The following is a 26,414-nucleotide window of genomic DNA, read 5'->3' as shown; positions in this document are numbered from 1 at the left end:
AAAAACTCTATATTATAGACTCATGGCGCACGATAGCGCTCTTGCTTTTTTTAAGCGTATTCCTGTACTCCACTCGGCCAATCTTGCATCCGGGACCGATGACGACATGGTTCCCCCGGACACGCTCCGCATGGGTATGTTCAATGTATATGTTGTCGCCTTCAATCGATTCCGCCGTCAGCTCCATCGGACCTTTCCCGGAGAACCACCGCTTGATTCCCAAGACCCGGCTGCGGCGCACGTGAATCCGGCCGCCCCCGATTTCTCGGGCTACGCAAGGTCCGAATAGACTCACATCGATTTGATCGGCGCTTAGCAAGCCTTGGATCGTGAAGCCTCCCTTTGCCTGAAAGGAATCCGCCCCGCAGCCTCCATCTACTTCCAGATGCCCGTGAATTTTGAGCGTGCTGCCGTGGACATGTCCGCGCACATTCAATTGGCCGAGCGCCTTCAGCTGCTTCACCTGCATATCGCCCTCCACGATCCCTTCGCCCTGAAGCCGGTATTCTCCCGTCTTCAGGTTGCCCTTCACGATGCAGTTGCCCATGCATTTGAACGACTCCGCTTCCGTTGCGCCATATAGCTGGCCCTCGCCCATAATGTGAATGCTATCGAATACGCCGCCTGACGACTGGCCCGAGCCCGTAATCCTCACTTTCGGCTTCGCCACTTGATCCATCCGTTCATCCCTCCATTTTTATCCCGGGCTATACCGCTTCGTTCAATTCTTGAGCTTCTCCGTCACCTTGGCATCCGGATGCACGATTAGCTCCGTCCGGTATTCCACCCGGCCGATCTTGCAGCCTGCACCGATATAAACGCGGTTTCCGCGTACAATCTCAGCTGTCGTAGCTTCCAGTTGGACCTCGTCCCCTTCGATCGTCCCGGTCGTTAAATGGGGATTAAAAGCAGGGATAAGCCGTTTAAGGAGTCCCCTTCCGGACTGACGGTCCATCCGCTGGACATGAATCGTTTCGCCGCCGATTTCCGACGCTTCACCGCGGCCTTTCAAACCGATATCGATCGTCCCGGCATTGAGCAGGCCTTGTATGGCAAATCCGCCATGAGCGGTAAACCGCTCCGCTTCGCAATCGCCCTGAAGCTTGAGAACCCCATGTACCGTGATGTCGTCTCCCTGCAGCCTGCCGCGCAGATTGGCATGACCTTCAATGGCGGCCGTATCCGCACGGAGACTGCCGATCCCGGTAAATTTGCCATGCATCTCGAACTTGGCCGCGTTTATGCTTCCCTGAACCGTCACAAGGCCGCTAACATGAATCGTTTCGCATGACAAATCGCCCCGCACCTTGGCAGTTCCCTCAATCATCACCTTTCCGTATTCCCCGCCGGATGCGCTTCCCATGCCGCTAATGACCAGGTCCGGACGAACCTGCTCCGTCATGTCACATTCCTCCTACGCCAGCTTCATTTTCAACTCTTCCAGACATGCCGTCATGGATAGCCGCGCGATTAATTTGACCTTCGATTCGTAGTAAAGCTCGCTCGATGCCGTTATGAGGGCGAATGCGGAGATCCCCATCTTGCGCGTAAACACGAGGTCGCAGCTCCTGCCATCGAACTTCGAGAAATGCTCCCGAAGCGTCTGCACCAGCTGCCCGCCTTCCTCCAGATTCATCTCTCCGGTCTGCAGCAGCTTATCCGCCGTGAACAAAATGAGCATCCGCTCGAAGGAATACATGCCGTCCTCGTCGGCACGGTTGCCCAGCCGGTCCATCACCATGCTCGAAACAATGTTACGACCGATAATTTCTTCTCTTCGCAAACGAAGGTCGTACAGCAGCGGCGACAGCTTGCCGGCCACCTCGTCGAGCGACAAGTCATCCTTCATCGCAATGATTTTCCCGATACGGGACAGAATTTGCGCCTTCGGAAAGAACGTCTCCTGACCGGTGAAGGTCGACTTCCGGATAAACCACTCTTCCGGAATGAGCTGCTTTCGTTTCCAACGGTAGAGCTGTCCGTATGAGATATTCATCTGATCAAGCAGGTCCTTCTTCGAAATCAATTCCGTATCCATCGTCATCTCCTCCGCCCCAAACGTAACATTGTTACGTTATAAAGCCAGAAGTATCCATACCCCATGGATTGCTTCGCCCCTTAGTATATACGCGATCCGTCGCCGCCGACAGAGACGCTGGAAGTAGATCCTTCTCCGTCTAGAGACGTAAGACCACCACTAGAACGGCTTAGCAGCCTTCACCGGCCCATCCGCCCCTCCTGCTCGCAACGGATAAACAACAAACCCGCCAACTGCCCAGGAAGCAGCTGGCGGGCGTAAAAAATATTACACATGCCGTTCTACGATTAGAAATCGATTAGCCCAACGCTTATTTGAAGAGCTTCATCCACTTTACGCATCGTTTCGTCGTCCAAATGCGTAATTTTATCGGTAAGCCGCTGTTTATCGATCGTTCGAATCTGCTCCAGAAGAAGCACCGAGTCGCGGTCGAAACCGTGCAGAGCCGCATCGATCTCAACATGAGTCGGCAGTTTGGCCTTCTGAATTTGCGCCGTTATGGCAGCCACGATCACCGTCGGACTGAACCTGTTACCGATATCATTCTGAATGACCAGTACCGGGCGAACGCCCCCCTGCTCCGAACCGACGACCGGGGATAAGTCCGCAAAAAACACATCGCCGCGTTTAACGATCAAGCTTTACACCCCGCTTACGAGTCGGCCGAGCGTGTCGCCCGCGTCTTCCTCCGCTTGAAAAGCTTCCGATGCCATGCCTAGATTAATCATCGCCATCTCTAAATATCCGCGCTGCATCGATTCGCGAATTTGGCGTTTCTTACGCTCCACTAAATACAACTTCATCGCTTGTCGAATAAATTCACTCCGGTTCGAGTTTTCCCTGGCGACGATTCCGTCAACTTCCTCCAGCAAATGATCCGGTAAACTGATCATAATCCTCTTGGTGTTCTGCATATTGGCCACCGAACTCGCACCCCCAAAACATTTCACCGGCGTAAACGGATACTGCTCCGCTAAGCGGCAGCCGTTTATATCGCCTTGATTCAGCTGCACGCACCTGCGTCAAGCCGGACACACTGAATCCTATGAAACACGCACTAACAGTATTTCATCGTTTTCATTGAATTATACTCCATCATTTGTATGCAGCGCGCATGTCATCTATGCTGTTTGCTTCGATAGACGTGCCATTTGCTGCCTAAACCTATCTCTACTTATTCGCGGCAAAACGTCAAATTCCTCTTTAAAGCGATTATCCACATACAACAAAATATTCCACGAACAGCGGGCAAAACCGGCATTATATGAGCGGATTCGTCACGGCCGTAACCCGGCCGTCCCGCACATACACCCGCGGGACGCGAGCGGCGATCATGCAGATCACTTCATAATTGATCGTACCCAGCTTATCGGCGACCTCTCCGGCAGTAATGACGGAGCCTTCCTGTGCTCCGATAAGGACGACTTCTTCGCCGGTACCGACGGGATTCCCCTCCGTACCTGCCGGATCCAGCGCGATCATACATTGATCCATGCAGATCGTTCCGCGCACCGGGACGCGCTTTCCTCGCACAAGCACCTCCGCTTTTCCGGTCAGCATTCGGCTGAACCCGTCCGCATAACCGACCGGCAGCGTACCGATCCGTTCCTCGCCGCGGGTCACATATCGCGTTCCGTAGCTGATTCCCCAGTCCGGCGGCGTTTGCTTGGTCATTACGACCTCCGTCTTCAAGGAAAGCACCGGTTCAAGCTCAACCCGCTGCCGGTTGACTTCCTCCGAAGGATAAAGGCCGTACATGCTAATGCCAAGGCGCAGCATGCCGCCTCCCCATTCAGGCGTATCGATGCCGGCCGCGCTGTTGGCGGCATGGATAATCGGGATCTCAATCCCTCTGCGCCGGACTTCTTCCTCAACTGAGGCGAAGCGCTCATGCTGTTTGGACGTATACTGCTTGTCGGCCTCATCCGCGCAGGCGTAATGCGTAAACATGCCCTCGACGTATAGACGCGGCTCCCTCGCCGCCCGTTCGATAAAGGACAGTGCTTCCGGGCCCGGAAGCAGTCCCAACCGGCCCATGCCGGTATCGATTTTGATATGAACGTTAAGCTTCTCGCCATCTCTTCCTTCAGGCAATGCCGCAGCCGCCAATAGCGTATCCTCGCGGAATAAAGCGATCGTAATCCGAAGCTCCCGAGCGATCGCGAGGCCTTCCGGAGGCACATAGCCCAGCACGAGAATCGGGGTGGCAATGCCGGCTTTGCGCAGCTGGACCGCTTCATCCAGAAAAGCGACGCCCAAATAATCGACTCCGCAGGCTTCGGCTTCGCGCGCTGTTTCCACGGCTCCGTGGCCATAAGCGTTGGCCTTCACGGAAGCCATCAATCGCATGCCTTGCGGTATTATAGAACGAAAGGCTTGTATATTGCGGCGCAGCGCATCCAGAGAGATTTCCGCCCTGGTCGGGCGATAATATGCTTGATCCAACCGTCTCCACCTTCTCCTCTTTCCCTACATAAACATAAGGCAGGTCCAGCGCATGAACGAGCACGGCGCGGGTGATCGTATCCCGCGCCAGGCCGAATATGGCGTTCAATCGCGACCATTGCCATCGTTATGTCTATCGGAGCCAGAGGTCTGTTAAGCTCTGACTCGTTAACAACACATAACCTTTATGTTATACGTTCGGGCTTTCGAATGTCAATGAAATGGAGAGCTGGAAGAGAGGTTTCCAGGCTGGAAAATATTCCGCTGCCCTTGTTTACTTGCCTACTTCATCCTGAACGGACTGGGCGATCTTCACCATCTCCGTTTCCGGCAGCGTACCGCTCGTCAGACGGTATTCCATGCCGTTATAGGTCCAGGTTAATGTTTTTTGAATGCCCTCCTCGTCACCGCTGAGCGAACCCAATGTGTGGCCGAGGTCCACCATAAGGCCAGGCATCATGGATACGGCAACATCGCTTGGCTGCGTCTCGATCAAGGTATATTCATAGGTGCCGGAATAGCGGAACATGACCCCTTTATTGCCCCCGAACTCAATATCCTGTGAATCCAGCTGCGCTACGCCTTCCGGCAGATAGGAAGGCTCCATCGCCGTAAAGCCTGCCGGGGCCGCTTTCTGCCCTTCATCCGCTGGAGCTAACGTGTCCTCGGCGGGCTCGCCGGAGGAAGGCTCTTCTTCGCCCGATGCTCCGTCAGCCCCCTTGTCGGCGTCATCGCCGGCCGGCTTCTCCGCATCCGTATCGGCATTTGCGTTATTACCCTGCACATCCGAATCGCCGCTTGGCGTTACAGCCGCATCCTCGCTCGCCGGATCGCCGTTGCCCTCGTCGAGGCCGCCCATCGTCGGCTGCTCGGCCTTGCCGCTGCTGCCCATGTTGCGCTGGGTATCGAATACGCTCTTGTCGAGCTTTGAATCGAATTGGAACTGATTGAATTTCACCTCTACCATAACGGCGGCATTCGCATCGCTTACTTCCACTTGAAGCGGCCGGTAATTGGATTTATCGAGCCATATCTTTTGACGTGCCAGCGAGCCGTTCTGGTAATTCGCCATGACATCGAACACATATGAGTCCTTATCCACGGCAAACTGGCGCGTACTGTCGTTCAGAATGCTTTGGATGAGCGTCTGATACAGGTACACCTGGCCTTGATTAGCAGGCCAATCGCTTTGGAAGCGGAATACTTTGTTGAGGCGCGGCGTCAGGACGAACACGCCTTCATCGTTCCGCAGCACGATTTGCGTAATATCCTTCTTGGCATTCGTAAGCTTGATCCGGTAATACTGCGGTTTCTGATATGAGACCTCCACCTGGTACTCAAGCGGCTGCTGTCCGGTATGAAGCGTCATCGTACCCTTGCCTTGATAGCTCTCCATACTGCTGACGACTTTGTCCAGTTCCTTGACAACCGATTCCGCGTCCTTCGTGCCGCAAGCGGCGAGCAACGCCGTGACACACATAAGAATGGCCGCAATTAGACTGATTCGACGACGCATGAAATCCACCCCTCATCACATGGTATTTGATGTAGCCGTGTACACTCGACTGCTAACATGTCTATGAGGGGACTTGGACATTTATGCAGACTAGCATGACAAGCCAAGATGAGCGTCGTTCGATCCGGAGGCTGCCATCCCTTCACGCGCCCGGACTCATTCCTGTTTCGGTCATTATCGATCACGGTAGTGAATACGGCCTTCTCGGGCATATGAAGAAAAAATCCGTTACGGTGTAACCGAGGGATATGCCACGGGGATATAAACGGAATTCGGGGAATTCCAGCGAAGCGCATCTGCACGTTCAGGTGTCGGATGGCAAAGACATATTTAATTCGCGTTAAAATCCAGTGGAAGGATGGAGTCAGCCCTGTCCGAGGGGAGAACCTGAAGGCCGGCTAACCATGCTGGTCCGCACAGCCCAAGGGCGAGAGACCAGCATGATTGCATATCGCTATTCCTCCGTACATAGTGTATTCAAGTGATGCTCGAGCAGAATGCTTATCCGCTCCGCCGGCATCTCGTCCGGACGCATCAGGCAGTGAATAGCCAGACCGTCCACCAAAGCATAGAGCCGCTCAACTTCAATTTCCGCGTTCAAACCGGGCCGTGCCAGCCGGTAATGATACAAGGCGTCGACAGCTTGCTGACAGGCTCCCTTCAAACCATCGTACATCTCGCCGCTCAGCGCCTTCAGCTCCGGATAATACAACGCTTTTGTTACAAAAGAAAGCCACACCTCCATCTCCATTCTTCGTTCCTCATCCATTGGAATGAACTGCATCAGCAGCCGCTTGACGGCATCCAAGGGAGGACCCGAAAAGTCGATTCCCGCAATCCGCTCTTCGATTCTGTCCAGAAACAGCTGCATAACGAAAGAGAACAGCTGCGCCTGGCTGGAAAAATAGTGCCGCATCGAGCCTACGGACAATCCCGTTTCCTCGGCGATTTTGCGTACTGTCGCATGCTCCAGCCCATCCTTTCGAATGACGCGCAGCGCCGCCTCGGCGACCCGCTTTCTTTGTTTTTCATGATCTACGATTTTTGGCATGGACAAATTATAGCATATTGATTTTTTTAATACGATGTGCTAAATTGTTTATCATACATTGTACTAAATAAAATCGTGAACCAACAGGAGGCATCCTTCATGAATGCAGGCACGGCAAGAATCCCATTGATCGATATATTGCGCGGGTTCGCAATATTGGGAACGCTAGGCACGAATATATGGCTGTTCGCCTATCTGGGGGATCTTAACTACATCGTGACGTTTCAGCAGCATGAATGGTGGGGTTCCGCCGATACGTTCCTGCGGACGCTCTTCCTGTCGCTCATCAACGGCAAGTTTCTCGGCCTGCTTGCCATCTTGTTCGGCGTCGGACTTGAAATGAAATATAAGCAGGCGCTTCGCAACGGGCGCGCATGGCCCGGCACTTATTTATGGGTTTCTCTCGTTCTTATGCTGGAGGGACTGCTCCATTTTCTACTTGTAATGGAATACGATATTCTGATGGGCTATGCCGCCGCAGCCATAATTGTCGCGTTGATCGTCAAAGCCGGAGATCGGGCGATTAAACGCTCGCTCCTGATCATCGGCAGCCTGCATATTCTCCTTATCGCCTTGATTTTTATCGCGATGACCGCACTGCGCATGTCGGGAGGCTCGATCTCGATGGGCGACATGGCCCCTGTCGTAGAGCTGTATAAACATGGCAGCTGGTGGGAGCAGGTGACCGCCAGGGCGGCCGGCTTCATCGCCCTGCGGATCGAGGTCATGTTTACCATCCCGCTGAACATCTGCCTGCTGTTAACCGGCCTTCTTCTGTTGAGGTCGGGCGCCTTCTCTCCGGATGAGCGGGGCCGGAAGCTTCGCAGCCGCCTGCTGAGAATCGGGCTGTCCGCCGGACTTCCGCTTAATCTATTACTGCTCGTTCCCGGGGGCTTGTTCGATCTTCCGGTCCGTTACTTGTTCGCCCCGCTGCTGTCTCTCGGGTACCTGGGTTTGATCGCGCTGGCAATCGAGAAGCGGAGCACGCTGCGGCTCTGGGGGTGGCTTGCGAATACCGGGAAAATGTCATTAAGCTGCTACGTCGCGCAGAACGTGATCTGCTCCGTCATCTTTTACGGATGGGGGCTGGACTTGGGCGGCAAGCTAGGCGCCATAGGCGTCATCGGCATGTGGCTGCTCATAAGCGTGATGCAAATCTTGCTCGCTTCCCTCTGGCTCAGCAGGTTCAAATTCGGGCCTATGGAGGCTTCCCGCCAGAAGGTGCTCCGCCTATTCACATCTGCATGAGATTTAAGACAAGGGACCGCCCTCAACCTGGCCAATAAGGCAGGCTGCGGGCGGTCCCTTGTTACATATGGTGTATTGCGTTTTGAACGGCTTGAACGAACATCATTATTGATTATATAGTAAGAACCGCTTATATTTATATTATTAGGGATATATGGGAGGTTTTTCATTCATGCCGTTGTTCCAGTAATGGTAAGGGAATTGTACGATTTATCCTGTATTATTAGACGGGATTCGTGCGCCCTTTTTTGACCGTTACCAAGGAATGCGGTACGAATAACCTTTGTTGTGCATGTAACAAGGATTAGTCGGGGCTGCCTTTTTTGGCAGCTCCTTTTTAATTTTCCATATCCCTAATACGCATGAATGAACATAGGAATAATCAACCCCGGGAGGGATCCTCATGAAAGACCCGAGAATCGAACAGCTGGCCAGGAACGTCGTCCGCTACTCTGTCAGGGAGAGAAGCTGCTCATTGAAGTAGAGGGCCATGATACCGTATTAGCAAAAGCTATCGCATTGGAAGCCTATCATGCGGGAGCATATCCTTTTGTCGTGTTCACGGATAAAGATATTCTTCGAACCCAACTGCTGCACAGCCCGCCGGAACAATTGGAATGTCTGGCATCCTATGATTTTGTCCGGATGAATGACATGGACGCCTATGTCCTCATTCGAGCAGATGCCAATGATAGCGAGCTATCCGATGTTCCGCCAGAAAAAATCCATCAATACTGGAAAGTATATTATCACCATGTGCACGGGCCTAGGTGGGAAAAAACAAAATGGTGCATTCTGAGATACCCCAACGCCGCTGCGGCGCAGCGCGCGAAGATGTCGACGGAAAAATTCGAGGAGCTGTATTTTAGCGTATGCAATCTGGATTATTCCAAGCTCTCCGGGCAAATGGATGCCTTGGTGCGACTGCTAAACCAAACCGATAAAGTGAGGATTACGGGGGAAGGGACTGATCTGACCCTGTCGATCAAAGGAATGCCCGTCCGAAAAGATGCAGGCCTGCAAAATCTGCCCGACGTCGAGGTGTACTGCGTTCCGATAAAGGACTCCGTCCATGGATCGATCTCCTTCAACACGCCCGTTAATTTTAGAGGGACTACATTCGATAATATCGCATTAACCTTTGAACATGGAAAATCGTCGATGCGCAAGCAAACGACACGGCAAAGCTCCTGGAAATTCTGGAAATCGACGAAGGAGCACGATATATCGGTGAATTCGGCATTGGTCTGAACCCGTACATATGGGAGCCCATGAACGATATCTTGTTCGATGAGAAAATTTGGGGCAGCATTCACTTGGCTATCGGCAGCGCCCCCGTCCAATGTCAGCATTCCAATCTGTCTTCGATCCATTGGGATATCGTCTGCAACCAGCGTGCCGAATACGGCGGCGGGCAACTATGGCTCGATGATGTCTTGATACGGGATAACGGTTACTTCGTTACGGAAGAGCTTGATGGATTGAATCCTCAATTATAAAATCCAGTCTATCCCGTATACCGCATAGATAGCGTCCAGAATTCGCTCAGTAAGGACAGGCCTTCTAAAATCGCCACCTTTCGAACAACCTAATAGGTGCAGTCCCTCGATTTAGGAGGAGACTGTACTTTTTTTATGCGGAACCGCTCCCCGTCTTCCGAACCCGCCTCTGAACAGCAGTCCGGTAGACAGCTTCGCGCACCATAGCGAGAAGGCCGTGAAGAAAAGCCCCCAGACGAAGGCCGGCACGAATGTAACCCGGCTTAGATTAGCCGCATCGCCGGCAGCACCCGGATCGAGAATCGAAATCGTCAGAATGACGAAGGAGCTGATCACGGATTCGACCAGGCAAATGAACGAAATAAGCAAATAATAGCCGGTTCGCAGCCAAGGAGGAGCTATCGCGCAGATCAGCGCGGTCAGGGCGGCAAACCCGGCACACCAGACCATGCCGTACCCGTTGCGGACGAACAGCGCCAGCCCGACCGCCGCCAGAACAGTCACGACGATCAATCCGGCCCGCTCCCGCCTGTAGGCATGAAGGAGAAACAGCAGCAGCGCGAACAAGGCAGAACCCATATAGCCGGCAAGCGAGATCGGGATCGCCATCCAAGCGTCGGTATATGCCGACAGCGTTACCCCGCTTTGATTGCCGAACAGATGAATATACATGACGCTGCCCGACAGCAGCAGCGTAGCCAGTGCGTGTGCCAGCTCATGAACCAGCGTATCTACACTGCGGAAAAACGAAGAGAACGGGATGAATCGGGTCAGAATGGCGGTGACGGCAACGATTCCCGCCATCTTCAGCCAATCGCGCATAACAATCCCTTCTTTCTGACTTTTAGTGTACTATACGTGGACCTGAGAATTGCGTTACGACGATCATATCACACTGCGGGAAGCTGCAGGTTTCCTTGCTCATGAGGCGGCGCCGTTCCCCCTGAACGATTCCGTGAATAAAACGGCGACCTCTTCCCGGTGGAGTACCGAGAGAAGATCGCCGCAACTAAGTCCATCCTCTAATAGGCTTACAGCACCTGGAAAACTTACTTGGACGCTGCCGCCCCGTCTTTCCCTTTGCTCTTGCCCGCGCGCGCATCATGGATTTCCTGGCAAAGCTGCTTCATGGATTTGCCTTCGGTGGAGATGCCAAGACTCTTCGCCTTCTCCTGCAGCTTGGCCATGCGCATTGCTTTATGCTCAGCCTTGAACTGCTCCCACTTGGCCTTGTCCTTCGTACGGGCCGCCTTCAGCTCCTCATGAAGCTGCTGAGCGGTCTTGCCTTCCGTGGAAATGCCAAAGTACTTGGCCGCTTCCTTCAAATGCTCCAGCTTGCGCGCCTTATGCTCCTCGCTGCCCGCCTTCCCCTTGTCGCGATCCATGTGGTGGTGCTCGGCTTGCGACGGCTCACCGGAAGGCGGATGGGTACCGTTCTGGGCGAATGCCGGTACAACCGATAGCAGAAGCGCTCCTGCAGCGGTTAGTACGATCGAATTGATCCAAGTTCTCTTCATCCACTGTCACTCCTTCATTCATTCGTTCGTAACAGTTGGACAGTTTATCCAGAATGGATGCATTCTATCCGGACGACACCCGTTTTTCTATTCTTCCTCCGGATCTCCCGGCTGCTGCCTGCCCTGCCGCTGAAGCCGCTCCAGCTCCTGGAGGAGCTCTCCTTTGGCAAAATGCTCTCCTATGAAGACCGCAACATCATTGACATGGGACTGCGGGGTAATGCGCATGAAATCCAGCTCGCGATAAGCGTATTGGAACAGAAACCGGCTGTTCGTATCCGCAAAGGTCAGAATCCCCTTCGCCCGGTAGACTTCCTTCGGCAGCTTGGCCATGAATTGCTCGAAATCATGACTGTCGACCGGCCCCGTCAAATAGTGCGTCAGCGCCATGACATGCTCGTGAGACGCATGGGGGTGGGTCCCAGCGGCGTCATGATCAGCATCGGTATTGTGTTCATCTCCGGCATGATCGCCATGGGAACAGTTCGCTCCGCATACATGCCCGCTATGCCCGGCGGGAACGATCCTCTTACCGTTAGCCGATTCCCGGCCGGGGTCGAAGATGCTCATCTCCGTCACGCAGCGCACGGTGACGGTCAGCGGCGCGTATTCATTGAGCTCCCGGACGAGCTGCTCCACCTCGATCAGCTCTTCAGGCGCGAGCTTGTCCGCTTTATTGACGATCAGATCGGTCGCGCAGCGGATCTGCTCCTGCATGAGCCTGAAGGTCCGTCCCCCCTTGCGTCTGCGGCTGAGCAGCTCGGGCCCGTCCACGACCGTGACGACGGTACGCAGGTCGACGAGCGCATACATGGCCGTCTCCGTTACCGCATCCATAATCTCCATCGGATTGGCGGCTCCGGTCGATTCGATCAGAACCACATCCGGCTTGTATTCGTCCAGAAGCGATTTCAGCTCCAGACTTAAATCGCCGCGTATGGTGCAGCACAGGCAGCCGCCCAGCATCTCCGCCATCGGCACGTCGTCGCCGATGATTTGTCCGTCCAAATTCACGTCGCCCAGCTCGTTCATAATGACAGCCGCCTTGACGTCGGCCGCTTTATAATAATCGATCACCTGATTGAGCAGCGTCGTCTTGCCGCTTCCCAAAAAACCGGAGAGCAGGTGGACCGGCACTGTTGTTCTCTGTTGATCCTGTTGATCCTGTTGATCTTGTTGAATCTGTTGATCCTGCTGATTCTCTATCGTCATCTCGCTCTTGCCCTCCCGCGCCGGTAAACCGGTCTCGAATGCTTCATTTACGATTGTAACGTACTTATTCCCTATTTAACAGGCCGGGGGTGCGAGAGACAGCCGAGCAAATCAAGCTGGAACGCAGCTTGGACCGGTATGTGGAGCAGAAAGCCGAGGGGTTCATCTGCAAGCTGCAAGCCGTGAAGTCCGATCCGATCGGGCTCGGATTATATGCGCGCACCAAGATGAGTTATACAGATTCGCCCGCGCCAGCATTCATGTTAAAGCGGATGTAAAGATCAAGGATATCGGCAAGCTTCAGCAGTAACGGCTCGTACCGTTTTGACCGGCTATCGCAGTCCCTTCGTGGAGGGGTTCTCCACACTCGCGATGACATACCATTCATTTCCCTCAAGGCGCAAAAGTCCGGTTCAGTTTTTGGAATCGGCGCATACACTTACGAGGATGAAAGGAGTGTTGGCGATGATGGAGAAGTCCCCCATCCCGGTCATTGTGATCAGCGGGTTTCTCGGCAGCGGCAAGACGACGCTGCTGCTTCGGCTGCTGAATGGAGCCCGAACGAGCGGGCTTCGCGCCTGCGTGGTCATGAACGAAATGGGCGCCGTCGATGTAGACGGCAAAGTGGTAGGCGGCGAGGCGGCTAGCCAGATGCTGGAGCGCGTAACGGAAGGCTGCCTCTGCTGCACGAAGAAGAGCGAGCTCGCCCACTGTCTGGAGCGGCTGGTCCTGCGGCAGCCTGACGTGATCTTCATGGAGCTGACGGGCGTAGCGAATCCTGAAGAGATCGCCGAAGCGATGAGCGAACCGTCCGTAATCGGCAAGGTGAAGCTCCGTCATATCGTGACCGTCCTGGATGCCGAGCATGCCTTGGATTACAACAGCATCTTCTCGACGGATCGTGAGCTCGTACATACATTAAGGCGGCAGATTGAAACAGCCGACCTGCTGCTCTCCAATAAAGCGGATTTGGTCTCGAACAAAACCGCAGTTAGGGTGGAGCAGATGGTCATGGCCCGCAACCCCCACTGCCGGTTTATCGCAACGGAACGCTGCGATATTGACCCAATGCTGGTCTTGCGCGGCATCCCTTCCCGCGGCGTGCAACCCGCACCTGTTGGCCGGATTCGCGGAGCGGTACCCGTGAAGGTGAACGGCTCAGCCTTAGCCGATAGCGCGGGCCGCGGCGCAGGCGGCGCTGCTGTTCCGCCAACCGTACGCATTCGCGACAGCAGCTCCGCTGCCCTGTCGCCGGCGTCTCAACCGGGCGGTACGCCGATGGTCGCCAGCCCTTCCCGCTCCTACACCCGCATCCAGACCGTGGCAATATATCCGGACATAGCGCCGCATGTAACCCGCCGCGCCTTCGAAGCGTTCTTCAGCGGACGAGGCCAGGCATGCCTGCGGGCCAAGGGCTACATGCCCTATGGCACGAACGGCGCGATGCTCCTCTTCCAATTAGCGGGCAAGCGAATCGAATGGCATCCGACCGATTATTCGGGGGCGCCCTACTTCGTCATGATCGGCATCGACCTGGATGAAGACCAAACGGTGAAAGAATGGCAGAAGCTCATGCGGCGGCAGCCGCACGCCCATTTTTGATAGGCAAGGATCACCGTCCATTAGGAAGCAAGGCGGTTAGCATCACATTAAAGGCATGGCGGCATCGTTCGATGGCCTTGCTCCTAGCGTTTAAGACCCCTCTCCAATGCATGGCAGAAGAACCTTCCCTACCACTCGAATAGGAGCGGTAGAGAAGGTTCTTATCGATTCAAGGGCTTGTTCATTTCCTTGTTCGAGCCATGGAAGAAACTTACCCGGTCAAGCCTTCGCGCCCGCGAGCCGGCTGGTGTTCCGCTTCGCTCTCCACCAGGTTGTTCTGCCACCGGTTCGACCGGTAGCGGGTATACCCGATGACGGCTTTGGCGATCTCCTCGGTCGTGTACAAGCCGTATACGACTTCAATCGGCCAATTCATTACCCCTGCCCCGATAAACGTGAGCGGAATCCCGATCAGCCAGGTCGAAGAGAGAACCATCCAAAGCGAGAACCGGGTGTCGCCGCCGCTCCGGAATACGCCGACAATCCATATATTATTGAGAAAGTTGAAGACAAGCGTCAGCGACATGATCCGTATGACTTGCACCGCCTGCTCATGAAGGTCCGGACTGATCTGGAACAGACGGATCACAAACGGCGCGAGCATAAACAGCAGCAGGCCGACGATGCCTGCCGAAGCCGTCCCGATGATCGTGAACCGCTTCGCATAAAGCTGTGCCTGCATAGGCTTCCCTAGTCCGATTCGCTCGCCGATCATGACGGTTGCCGCCTGGGAAAAGCCCTGAATGCCAGTGCTGACAAAATTGCCGATCATCTTCGAAACCTGGACGATCGCCAGCGCGGACGTGCCCAGTAAGCCGAAGGCTACCATGTACATCGTCATCCCCAGCCCCCAGAACGATTCATGAATGATGATCGGCAGCGTAACCCGCGAGACCTTCGCCATCAGAGGCCGGTCGAACCGGAACAGATCGGCGAAGGAGATCGCGATCTTCTTCTCCCTCACGTACACGAAGATCAGAATGAGCAGCATCGCCACCGCCTTCGAACAGAGCGTTGCAGCAGCCGCGCCGTTCACACCCATGGCGTCAAAGCCGAAATGGCCATAAATGAGCGCATAATTCAATAACGTATTCAACAAAAGCGCCAGGATGGTGATGTACATGATCTCTTTCACGATGCCGACGCACTTCAAGCTCAGCGAGAAGGCCATCGTAACAGCCGATGCCACGAAGCCGTAACTGACGATCGACATAAAGGATGCGGTCATGTCCAATAGCTGGTCGTCATTGGTAAACGGCATGAATACATAAGGAGAAAACACGTTGACGATCAGAACGTACAGCGAACTGATCGCAAGGGCACAGAACACGGTCATGCCGATCAACTTCTTTATTTGAGCGTAATTCCGCAAGCCGTAATATTGCGCCATGAATACGGCCGGACCGCTTAAGACCCCGGCCAGAATCATGCCCAGCAGAAATTCAAGCTGTCCCGCAATTCCAACGGCGGCTATCGCCTTCTCGCCCAGACTGGCCACCATGAGCGAATCGATCAGAGAAAAAGAGGATGTGAATAGAAATTGCAGCGTCAGCGGAATCGCCAGCCGGTATAATTGGGGATAAAAATCATCCTGAACCCGTAGTGTCTGTTTGCTCATGCTGATGATAGACGCTCCTTCTAAATGGCAACCAGCTGCGGAACGCGGTTCTTAAACTGGACGATCTCCCGGATATTGAAGGATTTCAACAGCTCGATTGCCTCGCTGAAGCCTTTCTCATAATGGCTTAACCGATGCGCGTCCGATCCGAGCGAGAACAGCTTGCCGCCCATATCGATATACATCTTGAGCAAATAAGAATGCGGGTGTATCCAGCCCTGGCGGAACAGTCCGGCCGTGTTCAGCTCCAATGCCTTATCCTTGCTTATAATGACCTTCATAATGTCATAGAGGATCGAATGCGCTTGTTCATAATGCTCCACGCCGATGGTACGCTTGGCGTATCTGACGAAATAATCGAGATGTGCCACGACATCGTAATTGTCCATTTCATTAACCGCATGGAACACATGCGTGAAATAATCGGCAAATACGCGCTCCAGCGGCTGTTCGTGGTAGGCGTCCTCCGCGAAATCCAGCACGCCGTTATTGTGGACGGAGAGCAGGACCAGGTCGAACGAATATTGCCGTAAGTAGGCGTTGATTTCATTGAAGTAATCCTGACGGTACCCGACCTCGATACCTTGCCGGATATCGATATCGTATTTGCTGCGCAAAAGGGCCGTTTCCCGCTCGTATTCCGGCATGTCAATCAGAACGTCTTTCTTGAAAAACTTGCAGTCATAATCAAAATGATCGGTCGTGACGACAAACGGCTTTCCCAGCGATTGTGCGTGACGGACGATCGCCTCCAGCTCCTCGGTCGAATCGGGGGAATACCGGGAATGGACGTGTTGGTCTACGATGTTCGGCGATACTTGCATGGTTAGATCCTTCCTGCATCTCATATTGGGCTTCCTTCATCATGCTTTGGTCCATTGAACCCCTTCGCTTTCCAGCTGCTTGATCCAGTCGCTCGGCGGTTCGCTGTCGCATATGACATGATTCACATCATTGAATTCGGTATATTTGTACATCGATTTCGCATCGATCTTCGTATGATCGACGACAAGGTACACTTCGCTCGAGCGCAGAATCATCCGCTTCAGAAAATTCCCCTCGTCGATATTGTAGGTGGTGATGCCGTTGACGATGGAATAGCCGTTCGCGCCGATGAAGGCTTTGTCGATATTCAACCTATCCAGCATATCCATCATTACGGTTCCGGTTGCGAACATCTGATCCGTATCGATTTCGCCGCCCAGGAAAATGATTTTGCCGGTGAAGAAGCCGGATTTCTTCCGTTCGATCAACTGGTTCAGGATCGAGACGCATCCGACGATAATGGTCAAATTATGCTTGTTCTGCAGATGCTTCGCGATCTGGAGCGTCGTCGTGCCTACGCCGAACGCGACGACATCGTAATCCTGAATAAATTCCGCCGCTTTCTGCCCGACCTGCTTCTTCTCATCGATGTTGATGTCATGTCTTTGATTGAAGGGCGCTTCATATAATCTGAAGTTCGGCTTGATCGCGCCGCCATGAACGATAAGCAGCTTGTTCTCCTGATTGAGAAGCTCCAGGTCTCTGCGGATCGTGACCTTCGATACCATCAGCCTCTCCGCCAGTCCGTTCACCGTCACTCTGCCGTTCGCGTTCAATTCGGCCAAAATCAGACTCATCCGCTCGACTTGCAGCATTCGTTACTCCACGCCCTCTCAAATTCATTCGGTGAGGCCGGAAAACCACGCGCGGACGCGCCGTTCCCCGGCCTGACGATTACCTTTCATCCAGATAGATCGGATTGGTATAAGCACTCTTGCCGTACTTGTCGATGCACTCGATCCGGATATATTTCTCCGTCCCCTGCAGCTTCTTTCTAAACTTCGTTACATTCTCGCCGATCTCGCTTTGATATTGGTGGCGGTCCCCGTTCACATAAATCCGCTGAACAGGCGAGCACTCGAAGATGACCTCGTCATTGACGATCCGGAAATCATAAATTTCGGGACCGGTCGAGGAATAGAAGCTGCCTTGAAGCAGCGCTTCGATAATCGCATTGCGGGACAGCTCCTTCGCCTTGACGACGACCCAGCCGCCGAAGGAATCGTTGTACGGCGAATCGAGCGGAATCCGGTTATGATTGTCGTCCGTAGCCGTGCCGTACAGCCGCTTGCCTCTGCGGAGCAGGCTGTCCCACAGAATCTTCGCATTGCCCATATTCTCCTGCCATTCAGAGCAGTGGTTATAAATCTCGATGGCGAACAGATTGTCCAGCTCGATCAAATCCTGCCACTCGACGATGGACCAGTGCGGATGGTTGAACATGACGATGTTGCCTCTGGCGACCATGTCGTCGATGAATGCCTGCACCGTGGAGTAGTCCTGCCATTTCTCCCACTTGATCGTCTGCATATGCTTCAGCGGCTCAAGCGTCGCATTCCGGATATGATCGTCGGTTCCCATAATAACATGCAAATGGTAGACGCGATAGTCGCCGGCCGGCATGCGGATGCCCACCTCGCTGGCAGGAAGCGTAATAAAGTCCGCTTCATTCTGATCCTCGAAATTGGTGAAGAAATCATGCTCGGAGTGAGCCAGAAAATGATAGCCTTTGTCTTTATAAGCTGCCCGAAGCTGATCGGTTGTCAAATCCCCGTCGGAAAGTGTGGAGTGACAATGCAAATTCCCTTTGTACCAGCTGCCTTCGTTAAATCCGTTTACTGTTCTCAATTCGCTTTGCCTCCTGATCGCCTGGCTTGCTTATTTGTTTTCGTCCATAATTTGCTGGGACTTCTCCGCTGCCTTCTGAATCAACTGCTTCGGATCCTGGTTCGTGTCGATCAAAGCAAGACGAAGATCCTCGACGATTGTCGTATACATCGCCCGCCAGTTTTTCTGCCATGGACGCTTATGGGCATACTGCAGCTGATCAATGCCTACTTTGTACTGCGGGAATTCTTTATACAAGGCTTGTATCGCTTCGGTTTCGAGCGACGACTTCGTAATCGGGAAGTAGCCGGAATTTTTGAAGAACGAAACGACGAATTCATCATTGGCCAGAAATTCGAAAAATTTGCCTGCCGCTTTCTTCTGCTCTTCCGTCGCTTTGTCCAGAATGATCATGTTGGCTCCGCCGGTCACCATCGAATGCTTCTCGCCCGCCGGCTGGAATGCGACCTGCAGATCGAACGACTTCGTTTCTTTCAGCAGCGGCCCGAGCGAACCGGTGGAATCCAGCATCATCGCCGCTTTGCCTTCTATAAACTTCTGTTTGACCAGATCGGACTGGCTGTCCTGCGAGCCATAAGGGCTGAACATAACCTTTTCCTTGACCATCTTCTGCCACAGCTCCACGATCTTCCAGCCCTTCTCATTGCCGAACTCAACCTTGGAGCCATCCTCGCTTACAATCTCGCCGCCGTACGAATAGACCGCCGACTCCCAGAACCAGGCATCGCTGTCCCAATGGGAGGCGAATCCGTAGATTTCTTGATCCGGCTTGGCGACTTTCTTCGCAAATTCATAGAGCTCGTCCCATGTTTTGGGGCCTTCCGCCGGCAAGCCGGCCGCTTTGAGCAAATCTGCGTTCAAGTACAGGATTGGCGTGCTCCGGTTCATCGGCGCCGCTTTGAATACGCCGTCCACATAGCTGGAGCGGGTCAAGCCTTCAATATAGTTGTCGATCGTTTCTTTGGACATATATTTGCTCAAATCGGCTGCGACCGGATGATAGCGGGTAAGGAACGATTCTTCGATTTGCGCGATAACCGGGGTCTTCTTGGCGACCAAAGCCGCCTCCAGCTTCTCGGCAACGCCGTCGTATCCGCCTTGGCCCGAAACGACGATCTCAATCCCCGGATTCGCATCATTGAACTGCTTCGCGGCGTCAAAGAGGAATTTGCCGTTCGCATTGCTGGAATCCCAAATCGACCACATATCGACGACGACCTTCTCTTGCTTGCCGCCATCGGCGCTTCCCTCTTTCCCCGCATTGTTTGCCTTCGGATCGGTACTGCCGCATCCAGCCAATAAACCTACCGCCATTGCGCCTATTAAGGCAAGTGAAGACATTTTCTTTACAGTTGGTCTCATCGATTATTTCCCCTCCGTTGATAGATGCCCTTCTTACACGCTTTTTCCGCCAAATCATTCCATGAATATTCCCTTTGCCGCAATGACCGCTAGCAAACACCTCCTTAATAAACTATTTAATTCCGCCGTATACGAACGCATTCTTGATGAAGCGGTTCGCGATTAAATAGAGGACGAGTACGGGAGCCATCAGCAGCACATTGCCCGCCATCGATATATTCCACTGATTGACTCCGTCGCCGACATCCAGCAAGCCTTTCACCGCAATCGGCAGCGTCCGTACCGATTCGGAGTTCGTCAGAATGAGCGTCCAGAAATAGTCGTTCCACTTCCCGATGGCCGTGAACAGCATGACGGTGATAATGTACGGCTTGGCGATCGGCAGCATGATCCGGACCATGATTTTCAGCTCGGTCGCCTTGTCCAGCCTGGCCGCGTCCAACAGCTCGCTGTTGATTTGCTTAAACGCCTGCGTCATGAAGAAGATCGTGAAGGACGAGAATGTGAACGGAACAATGAGTCCCTGATACGTATCGATCCATCCGAAATCGCTGAGCAGCACGTAGATCGGAACGAAGGTGACTTGAGCCGGCAGCATCAAGTCGACCAGGACCAGCGCGAAGAAGAACCCTGACAGTGCGAACTTCTTCCTGGCGAATGCGTACGCAGCGGGCACGCAGACGAAGAGCTGGCCAATCATCGTCAGAACCGTAACGATAATGGAATTCATGCCGAAGTGGAAAAATCTCACTCTCTCCCATGCCTCGGCATAGTTGCTGAACTGCAGCGACTTCGGCAGCATCGCCGGCGGAAATTGAATGGATTCGATATAGGTTTTGAGCGATGTACTGATCATCCAAAAGAATGGAAAGATAAAAATAAGCGTCAGTACAATCATGAGCAGGTAACGTAGTAAACGGATCGTCAGTTTCATCGCTTGCTTCTCTTCCTCCGTTCGATTAATAATGAACTTTCTTGGAGAAGAACATAAAGTTCATCAAAGAAATAAATCCGATCAGAATGAGAAAGAGTACGGATGCCGCCATTGCCTTGCCAAGCTGGAATTTCAAGAACCCGATCTGATAGATCCAATGCACGATCAAATTGGATGAGCCTTGCGGGCCCCCGCCGGTCATCAGGTTCACGACATCAAACGAACTGAATGCGCCGATCGTGGACGTAATCAGCATGAAGAACAGCGTCGGTGACAATAACGGAATCGTAATCCGGAACAGCGTACTCCATCTGCCCGACCGGTCCAATTTCGCGGCTTCGTAAATATATTTCGGAATGCCCTGCAGCCCCGCGATAACGAGCATCGCGCTAAAGCCGATTCCTTTCCAGATCGAGACGATCACGATCGACAGCAGCGATGTCTTCGGACCCATCATCCACAGCTGGGGCTCGAAGCCGAGCATCTTGAGCAAGTAATTCACAATGCCCATCTGCGGGTCCAGCAGCCACATCCACATGATTGTGACCGATACGAACGAGACGATATGGGGCGTAAAGATAACGCTCTGCACGAGATTGGTCAAGAAAGTGCTCTTCTGCAGCAGAATGCCGATGGCCACGGCGAATACCAAGCCGAAGCATACGGTAAAGAACGCGTAGATCAGCGTATTCTTCAACACCTGTATGGCATCGGGATCGGCGAATATGGACCGGTAATTGTCAAGACCGGCGAAGCTCTGCTCGCCCGTAACCACGTCCCAATTCATAAAGCTGACTTTGACGGCGAACAAGATCGGGTATACGGAGAAGAGCGACGCCAGGATGACCGCCGGCGCGATAAGCACATAAGGATTCTGCAGCACCTTGTTCAGCGCGCGGGACAGCAGTCTGCCGGGCTTATTCAGCGAAGGGCCGCCCTTCCTATAGTGCAGCTGCTTCGACGGAATGTTCTCTTGCAACGTACACGCCCTCTTTCACTAGAATGGATTGCGTCAACTGCAGAATGCGCCCGGCATCCCGGATGCGCTGCTCATGCATATCGAAGAAAAACATGTCCTGCTCCGCCACATATACACTCACGTTATCTCCAAACTCGCGCTCTTCCTCGGACTTCACGAGGATGATGCCCATATTGGTTCTCACATGGTACAAGCTGTCCAATCCAAGCGTTTCGCGCGTCACGATCTCACCCGGGAAGACAACCCCCTGGAATCGTTCCGGCATCGTAAACTTTGCCTTCTGCGGCCTGAACCCCAATTGACAAGTCATCCGCAACGGAATGATGTTCATGCCCGGATCTCCGATGAAGGTCGCGACGAATACATTCTCAGGATCGTTATAGACCTCTTTCGGCGTACCCGTCTGCATCACTTTGCCTTCGTTGAAGATGACGATATCCGTGCCCATCGTCATCGCTTCGATCTGGTCATGGGTAACGAACACGAACGTAGCCTGCAGCTTCTGATGGAGCTGGATCAGTTCGCTTCTCATCTGATTACGCAGCTTCGCGTCGAGATTGGACAACGGTTCGTCCATCAGGAAGACGCCTGTCTGCTTGGAAATCGCCCTCGCAAGCGCGATCCGCTGCCTTTGTCCCCCGGACAGCATGGATGGCATCGCATTGGTATATGATTCCAAGCCAACCTGTCTAATGACATGGTCCAGACGCCGTACGATCTCTTCCTTTGACAGCCCCTGATTCTTCAGGCCGAATTCGATGTTTCGCTTCACGGTCATATGCGGGTATATCGCATAATTCTGAAAGACCATGGCAACATCGCGATCTCCCGGCTCCAGCTTCGTAACGTTGGAACCTCCGATGCGGATCGTACCGCCTGTCACGTCCTCGAGTCCTGCAATCATGCGCAGCGCGGTCGTTTTCCCGCAGCCCGACGGCCCGACAAGCACCGTAAACGAGCTGTCGCGTATTTCCAGATTCAACTGTTCAATGACTGTTTTGCCATTCGGATACGTCTTCCGTACGTTTTCGAATTGAATCGCAGACATGTTTTATTCCCTCCTGCTTCGATGAAGTGAGCCATTCGTTTATCTCCCTCACATAACCAAAGCTTACGCGAGATTCGTAAACGGAAGATTAACGATGAATGTTTATTTTGTTAAGATTACTTTTTTGTTCCTTTTTGTTCTTTTCAACTGTCTGAGCACATGTAATACAAAAAAACAGCACCCCCGGCCAAGATGAGCCAGAGGTGCTATTTCTATACAGGGAGAGATGATGTCCGTTCCTATTCGATCGCCATCCCATCGAATGCTACGATGACGGAAACCGGCGACGTGCGGTCGAAAGCTTCCTGCAGCTGATCATGATGCAGCGGATGCTTGTGGTTAATATGCGTCGCATATACCTTCGTATCCTGGTCTATCGTGCCGTTTGCGAGCAGCCGGTCCAGGACAAGATTGAAGTTTTTCAAATCCAGATGCCCCATCACGTAATCTCCCCGGGATTCGTCTCCGCCGAAGGTACATTCCATGACTAGAATATCGAGCTTGACCTCCTCCAAATACGCGAAGGTTTCCTCAAAGTAATAGCCGGTATCCGAAGCATAGTAGAACATGCGGTTATCCGGCAGCGCGATCAGATAATTCGCGGCGATCTCGCCCTCGCCATATCCGCCGTGCGAGCCTTTGAGCGGCGTAACGGTGTAGTCCGCGACCGTGACCGGCTCGTAATAGGGCAGCGCGATGATCGGGAATCGCTGCTGCCACTGCTGGTATACCTCCTCATTATTGGCATAGTCGCCCATCACGCATTGCCGGAACATATTCGTCGCCCACGTATAGGCGGTTTCCGATACATAGATCCGGATCGGCTTGTTGCCATTCGTGACGACCGCGCAATCCTTCAGCAGCATCTCAAAGAAATTCAAATGATCCGAATGCGTATGTGTAATCAAGACATCCGTCAAGTCATGCACATCCAAGCCCGTTTTCACCAATTGGTGAAACAGATCCGGTCCCAGATCGATATGCACGTTCTCATCCAGCCGGAATGCGGAACGGGAACGGATATCCTTCCCTCCGTGCTTCCTGGCATGCTCGCAATACTCGCACCGGCAGAAGAAAGCAGGTATGGCCTCCGCGGCGCCCGTTCCCAGAAAAATAAGTCGATCGTTCATATTCCCACTCCCGATGGCAGTATCCATTCTCACGGCTTTAAGCCGCGGCATGGCAAGTATAGGCGTCCACGATAAGCCTTACATTAAACCGTTATGAAGGTTGTGTAAAGACTCGCTAGGCTAAGGAGCCATGAGCCCATACTTTATTTTGATGCGGTCCAGCTTCTCCAGCATGGGCCGCGACAGGATGAAGAGGAAGACCACCGTAGCCATCGCATGTACCATGTCGAACCAGAATCGAAATATAAGCGGCCAGCAGCGCCTTCCACGACAATGAGGACGTAAACATCAGTAAGGATCCGATATTAATGTCCCAAAAAGCCATTCCGGGTGGCTTTTCACCCGGATGGCTTTCAGGAAAGCTCTCTTTTCCGGCTTTCGGGCTTATCCCCCGTTCTCGTGAATCGCTTCCAGACCGGTATTGACGGTTTTCATGATTTGGACCATTTCCGTATACGGTTGATCCTGTTGGTTGACGAGACCGAGATTGAAATTTTCGTTGTCTCTCCGCCCGGTAACGGCTTGATCGTAATAAGAAAACCAACCCGAGCCGACAAATAGCGGGTGCGCCGCCTGACCTTCGACGAAGCCTTCGAATGCAAGCCCTCTCTCCTTGATGCTGGATACGCTGGTCAATGCGTTGACCGGCGATATGCCGCGCTGCGGCGTGCTGAACGTAAATTCCAAGTTGAGAAGCGGCTTGTTGAACGATTCATACCGGGTGATCCAGTTTGGATCGTTCGTATAGTTATCGACGGAGAACGCATCCACAATGTCCATCGCCGCGGAGTCCCAGTCGAGGCTGGTCCTCCAGGTCGGCACGACCGACGAGCCGAGAAACAGATGGTTCGAATCGTATTTTTTGATAATGCCTTTAACCGTCGAGAAGTAGGTGCGGGAAGCGAGCCGAATGTAGTCCGACACCTCTTCTGCCGGCACGTTTGCGATATTAATGGACGTATCCTTTAATGCGTCGAACGATTCGGCGCTGGTGCCGAGAACCTCGTTGACGGCGGCGATGTCGTTATTGTATTTGGCGGCGATATGGTCGACAAAAGCGACTTTCGCCGCGGAGTCCGACCCATAGGTCAAGACGGTCTTGACGATATCGGCGTTCCAGCCCGCTTCATTGTCGTACGTATAACCGATCAGCCACCGGTCGTTCTTTTTTTCTTTTAGCCGCGGCGCAAGCGCTTGTTCGATGATGGACGGCGCTTGCGGATCGAATACATCATAGGTCCATTGAATCCGCTTTAAATTTATCGGATCCTGCAGCAGATCGATATACGGAAAATCGCTTATAAATCTCGGTTTGGTCCATTTGGTGAAGGCATTGAACCCCCAATCGATCAGCCGTTTTTTCGTGATGTTCTCCCACTTCGTCTCGAAGCTGCTGCCGTATTTTTTCATGACGTTAGCTATGAGGAAGCTGACCCTTTTGCCGTTGATATCGTCGGCATAGGCCGGAGCATACGTGCCGGGATCGGGAAGCTCCTCGAAAACCCGCCTCGGCGTGCCGTCCGCTTTATGATACGGCGTACCGTATCCCCATTCCCATATGCTCGCGGCATCTACCCCCTTCAGGAAAAATTTGTATCCTTCCGGCGTAATGAACCACCATTTTCCGCCGATTTGCTGCAGCCTGAAATAATCGGTGCTTGCAAATTTCCCGCCGCTCTTGATCCCGCCGTACTGGTCGTACTTTCTCCGGTCCGGCTTTACATTCGCCAGCGCGCCGGCCTCCGCCGCGTATTCCTGCCGCAGCTGATCGTCGGACGTCACCTTGCCGTCCCACGTTTCATAAATCCATTGTCCGTACTTATCCACCATCATGGCGTCCTTCTTCAGCTCGGCCTGCATTTGCTCTACCGTATAGGGGGGACTCGGTAACGTCCCCTCTTCGCCCGTCCCTTTATAAATTTGAACTTCCGTCAGCGGGATATGCTGATAGGAATGCGCACGTCTCATATCGATCATGATAAACCGGGCCGTCTTGTTGCCCACCGGCAGGTTGATCGAATTATTCAAGGAGGTTCCTATCCTCACATACTTGCCGGCGATATAATAATAGTCCGGCGTCTCTTCGTTCCGATATTTGACCGTAATTTCTTTGAACCCCCAATAGCTGTTAGGCGCGTTCATGACGACGTTGATAGAGTCAATCGGATAATCCTTCAGCAAGTCGATGACGACTTGAACAGTTCCGACGGCGGTCGCGCTCCCAAGCCATCCGGCATAGGTTGTCATTAAACCGTCCATAATGACGCCGTTCTCCGAAGATACGAGCCCCGTGGCTCCTTTATCCGGTAGTTGGCCCGCATCCGGAGCAATGCTGTAGTAATAGTTTCCGGTTTTCAGCAGCTCGCCTGCCGCTTTCGCATCTTCCCATTTAACCGAAACAGCCGGCACCAACATGACGAGCACCACTATCAGCATTCCTACCCATCCCGCATACCACTTCTTCCCGCTTCGCATCGCGGACTCCCCCTTTCATGATCCGAGACAAAACAAGACAAAATGATGCGTTAATCTCTCCCTAAAT

At 53.3% G+C, this 26,414-nt stretch carries 25 protein-coding genes and 1 pseudogene; 5 read left to right on the top strand and 21 right to left on the bottom strand.

The genetic code is table 11. The annotated features are described in order from the left end of the window. Positions 1–7 precede the first annotated feature (7 nt). The 7 genes from L1F29_RS05555 to L1F29_RS05525 form a co-directional block, all read right to left on the bottom strand. A complete protein-coding gene (locus L1F29_RS05555; protein ID WP_258387368.1) occupies positions 8–679 on the bottom strand; it encodes a bactofilin in 672 nt (223 codons plus the stop codon). Positions 680–721: 42 nt separating this feature from the next. Beyond that, positions 722–1,402 (bottom strand): polymer-forming cytoskeletal protein, encoded by a 681-nt coding sequence (locus L1F29_RS05550; RefSeq protein ID WP_258387367.1) that lies wholly within the window; start codon positions 1,400–1,402, stop codon positions 722–724. 12 nt (positions 1,403–1,414) lie between these two features. Next, positions 1,415–2,038 carry a YhbD family protein gene (locus L1F29_RS05545; RefSeq protein WP_258387366.1) on the bottom strand — a complete coding sequence of 208 codons (624 nt, stop codon included), beginning with the start codon at positions 2,036–2,038 and terminating at the stop codon, positions 1,415–1,417. A 287-nt stretch (positions 2,039–2,325) separates the two neighbouring features. Next, a complete protein-coding gene (locus L1F29_RS05540) occupies positions 2,326–2,676 on the bottom strand; it encodes a type II toxin-antitoxin system PemK/MazF family toxin (protein WP_090581240.1) in 351 nt (116 codons plus the stop codon). Positions 2,677–2,679: 3 nt separating this feature from the next. After that, positions 2,680–2,961, bottom strand: coding sequence for a CopG family ribbon-helix-helix protein (locus L1F29_RS05535; protein ID WP_204821574.1), 282 nt, complete (start codon positions 2,959–2,961; stop codon positions 2,680–2,682). Positions 2,962–3,298: 337 nt separating this feature from the next. Further along, positions 3,299–4,483 carry an alanine racemase gene (gene alr, locus L1F29_RS05530; RefSeq protein WP_258387365.1) on the bottom strand — a complete coding sequence of 395 codons (1,185 nt, stop codon included), beginning with the start codon at positions 4,481–4,483 and terminating at the stop codon, positions 3,299–3,301. 274 nt (positions 4,484–4,757) lie between these two features. Next, a complete protein-coding gene (locus L1F29_RS05525) occupies positions 4,758–5,999 on the bottom strand; it encodes a DUF4367 domain-containing protein (protein WP_258387364.1) in 1,242 nt (413 codons plus the stop codon). 83 nt (positions 6,000–6,082) lie between these two features. Here L1F29_RS05525 and L1F29_RS05520 point away from each other — a divergent pair, with 83 nt between their 5' ends. Then, a complete protein-coding gene (locus tag L1F29_RS05520) occupies positions 6,083–6,238 on the top strand; it encodes a hypothetical protein (protein WP_258387363.1) in 156 nt (51 codons plus the stop codon). 215 nt (positions 6,239–6,453) lie between these two features. Here L1F29_RS05520 and L1F29_RS05515 read toward each other — a convergent pair whose 3' ends face one another. Beyond that, on the bottom strand, positions 6,454–7,050 hold the full coding sequence (locus L1F29_RS05515) for a TetR/AcrR family transcriptional regulator (protein ID WP_258387362.1): 597 nt from the start codon (positions 7,048–7,050) through the stop codon (positions 6,454–6,456). A gap of 99 nt (positions 7,051–7,149) precedes the next feature. On the opposite strand from L1F29_RS05515, the gene L1F29_RS05510 reads away from it, so the two are divergent. Together L1F29_RS05510 and L1F29_RS05505 are read left to right on the top strand one after the other, a co-directional pair. Further along, complete coding sequence (locus L1F29_RS05510) at positions 7,150–8,298, top strand: DUF418 domain-containing protein (protein WP_258387361.1); 1,149 nt, start codon at positions 7,150–7,152, stop codon at positions 8,296–8,298. Positions 8,299–8,664: 366 nt separating this feature from the next. Further along, positions 8,665–9,797: pseudogene (locus L1F29_RS05505) on the top strand (aminopeptidase). A 111-nt stretch (positions 9,798–9,908) separates the two neighbouring features. Here L1F29_RS05505 and L1F29_RS05500 read toward each other — a convergent pair. The 3 genes from L1F29_RS05500 to L1F29_RS05490 all read right to left on the bottom strand — a co-directional run bounded on the left by L1F29_RS05500 (position 9,909) and on the right by L1F29_RS05490 (position 12,526). Further along, positions 9,909–10,619, bottom strand: a complete 711-nt coding sequence (locus L1F29_RS05500) for a M50 family metallopeptidase (protein ID WP_258387360.1) — start codon at positions 10,617–10,619, stop codon at positions 9,909–9,911. A 227-nt stretch (positions 10,620–10,846) separates the two neighbouring features. Next, the gene (locus tag L1F29_RS05495; RefSeq protein WP_258387359.1) at positions 10,847–11,314 is read right to left on the bottom strand and encodes a hypothetical protein; all 468 of its coding nucleotides are present in this window, start codon (positions 11,312–11,314) and stop codon (positions 10,847–10,849) included. 87 nt (positions 11,315–11,401) lie between these two features. Beyond that, the gene (locus tag L1F29_RS05490; protein ID WP_258387358.1) at positions 11,402–12,526 is read right to left on the bottom strand and encodes a CobW family GTP-binding protein; all 1,125 of its coding nucleotides are present in this window, start codon (positions 12,524–12,526) and stop codon (positions 11,402–11,404) included. An 89-nt stretch (positions 12,527–12,615) separates the two neighbouring features. Between L1F29_RS05490 and L1F29_RS05485 the strand changes: the two genes are divergently transcribed. Together L1F29_RS05485 and L1F29_RS05480 are read left to right on the top strand one after the other, a co-directional pair. Beyond that, on the top strand, positions 12,616–12,804 hold the full coding sequence (locus tag L1F29_RS05485) for a Ger(x)C family spore germination C-terminal domain-containing protein (protein ID WP_258387357.1): 189 nt from the start codon (positions 12,616–12,618) through the stop codon (positions 12,802–12,804). A 187-nt stretch (positions 12,805–12,991) separates the two neighbouring features. Next, positions 12,992–14,128 (top strand): CobW family GTP-binding protein, encoded by a 1,137-nt coding sequence (locus tag L1F29_RS05480; RefSeq protein WP_258387356.1) that lies wholly within the window; start codon positions 12,992–12,994, stop codon positions 14,126–14,128. A 211-nt stretch (positions 14,129–14,339) separates the two neighbouring features. Here L1F29_RS05480 and L1F29_RS05475 read toward each other — a convergent pair whose 3' ends face one another. The 10 genes from L1F29_RS05475 to L1F29_RS05430 form a co-directional block, all read right to left on the bottom strand. Beyond that, entirely contained in the window at positions 14,340–15,746 is a 1,407-nt protein-coding gene (locus L1F29_RS05475) for an MATE family efflux transporter (RefSeq protein ID WP_258387355.1), read from the bottom strand. 20 nt (positions 15,747–15,766) lie between these two features. Next, on the bottom strand, positions 15,767–16,594 hold the full coding sequence (locus tag L1F29_RS05470; RefSeq protein ID WP_258387354.1) for a histidinol-phosphatase HisJ family protein: 828 nt from the start codon (positions 16,592–16,594) through the stop codon (positions 15,767–15,769). Positions 16,595–16,609: 15 nt separating this feature from the next. Next, complete coding sequence (locus L1F29_RS05465) at positions 16,610–17,386, bottom strand: DeoR/GlpR family DNA-binding transcription regulator (RefSeq protein ID WP_258387353.1); 777 nt, start codon at positions 17,384–17,386, stop codon at positions 16,610–16,612. A gap of 79 nt (positions 17,387–17,465) precedes the next feature. Next, the gene (locus L1F29_RS05460; RefSeq protein ID WP_258387352.1) at positions 17,466–18,419 is read right to left on the bottom strand and encodes a CehA/McbA family metallohydrolase; all 954 of its coding nucleotides are present in this window, start codon (positions 18,417–18,419) and stop codon (positions 17,466–17,468) included. 30 nt (positions 18,420–18,449) lie between these two features. Beyond that, positions 18,450–19,781 (bottom strand): ABC transporter substrate-binding protein, encoded by a 1,332-nt coding sequence (locus tag L1F29_RS05455; RefSeq protein ID WP_258387351.1) that lies wholly within the window; start codon positions 19,779–19,781, stop codon positions 18,450–18,452. Positions 19,782–19,893: 112 nt separating this feature from the next. Further along, the gene (locus L1F29_RS05450) at positions 19,894–20,715 is read right to left on the bottom strand and encodes a carbohydrate ABC transporter permease (protein WP_258387350.1); all 822 of its coding nucleotides are present in this window, start codon (positions 20,713–20,715) and stop codon (positions 19,894–19,896) included. A gap of 25 nt (positions 20,716–20,740) precedes the next feature. After that, positions 20,741–21,694, bottom strand: coding sequence for a carbohydrate ABC transporter permease (locus L1F29_RS05445; protein WP_258387349.1), 954 nt, complete (start codon positions 21,692–21,694; stop codon positions 20,741–20,743). Next, positions 21,657–22,742 (bottom strand): ABC transporter ATP-binding protein, encoded by a 1,086-nt coding sequence (locus L1F29_RS05440; protein WP_258387348.1) that lies wholly within the window; start codon positions 22,740–22,742, stop codon positions 21,657–21,659. The genes L1F29_RS05445 and L1F29_RS05440 overlap by 38 nt, the downstream gene beginning before the upstream one ends. Positions 22,743–22,981: 239 nt before the next feature. After that, positions 22,982–23,872 (bottom strand): MBL fold metallo-hydrolase, encoded by an 891-nt coding sequence (locus tag L1F29_RS05435; RefSeq protein WP_258387347.1) that lies wholly within the window; start codon positions 23,870–23,872, stop codon positions 22,982–22,984. A gap of 384 nt (positions 23,873–24,256) precedes the next feature. Further along, the gene (locus L1F29_RS05430) at positions 24,257–26,347 is read right to left on the bottom strand and encodes a hypothetical protein (protein WP_258387346.1); all 2,091 of its coding nucleotides are present in this window, start codon (positions 26,345–26,347) and stop codon (positions 24,257–24,259) included. Between the last annotated feature and the right edge of the window lie 67 nt (positions 26,348–26,414).

It is taken from the genome of Paenibacillus spongiae, assembly GCF_024734895.1.
Classification (GTDB): Bacteria; Bacillota; Bacilli; order Paenibacillales; family Paenibacillaceae; genus Paenibacillus_Z; species Paenibacillus_Z spongiae.
The sequence above is the reverse complement of the archived record's forward strand: the minus strand, read 5'-3'. Positions and strand labels throughout refer to the sequence as shown.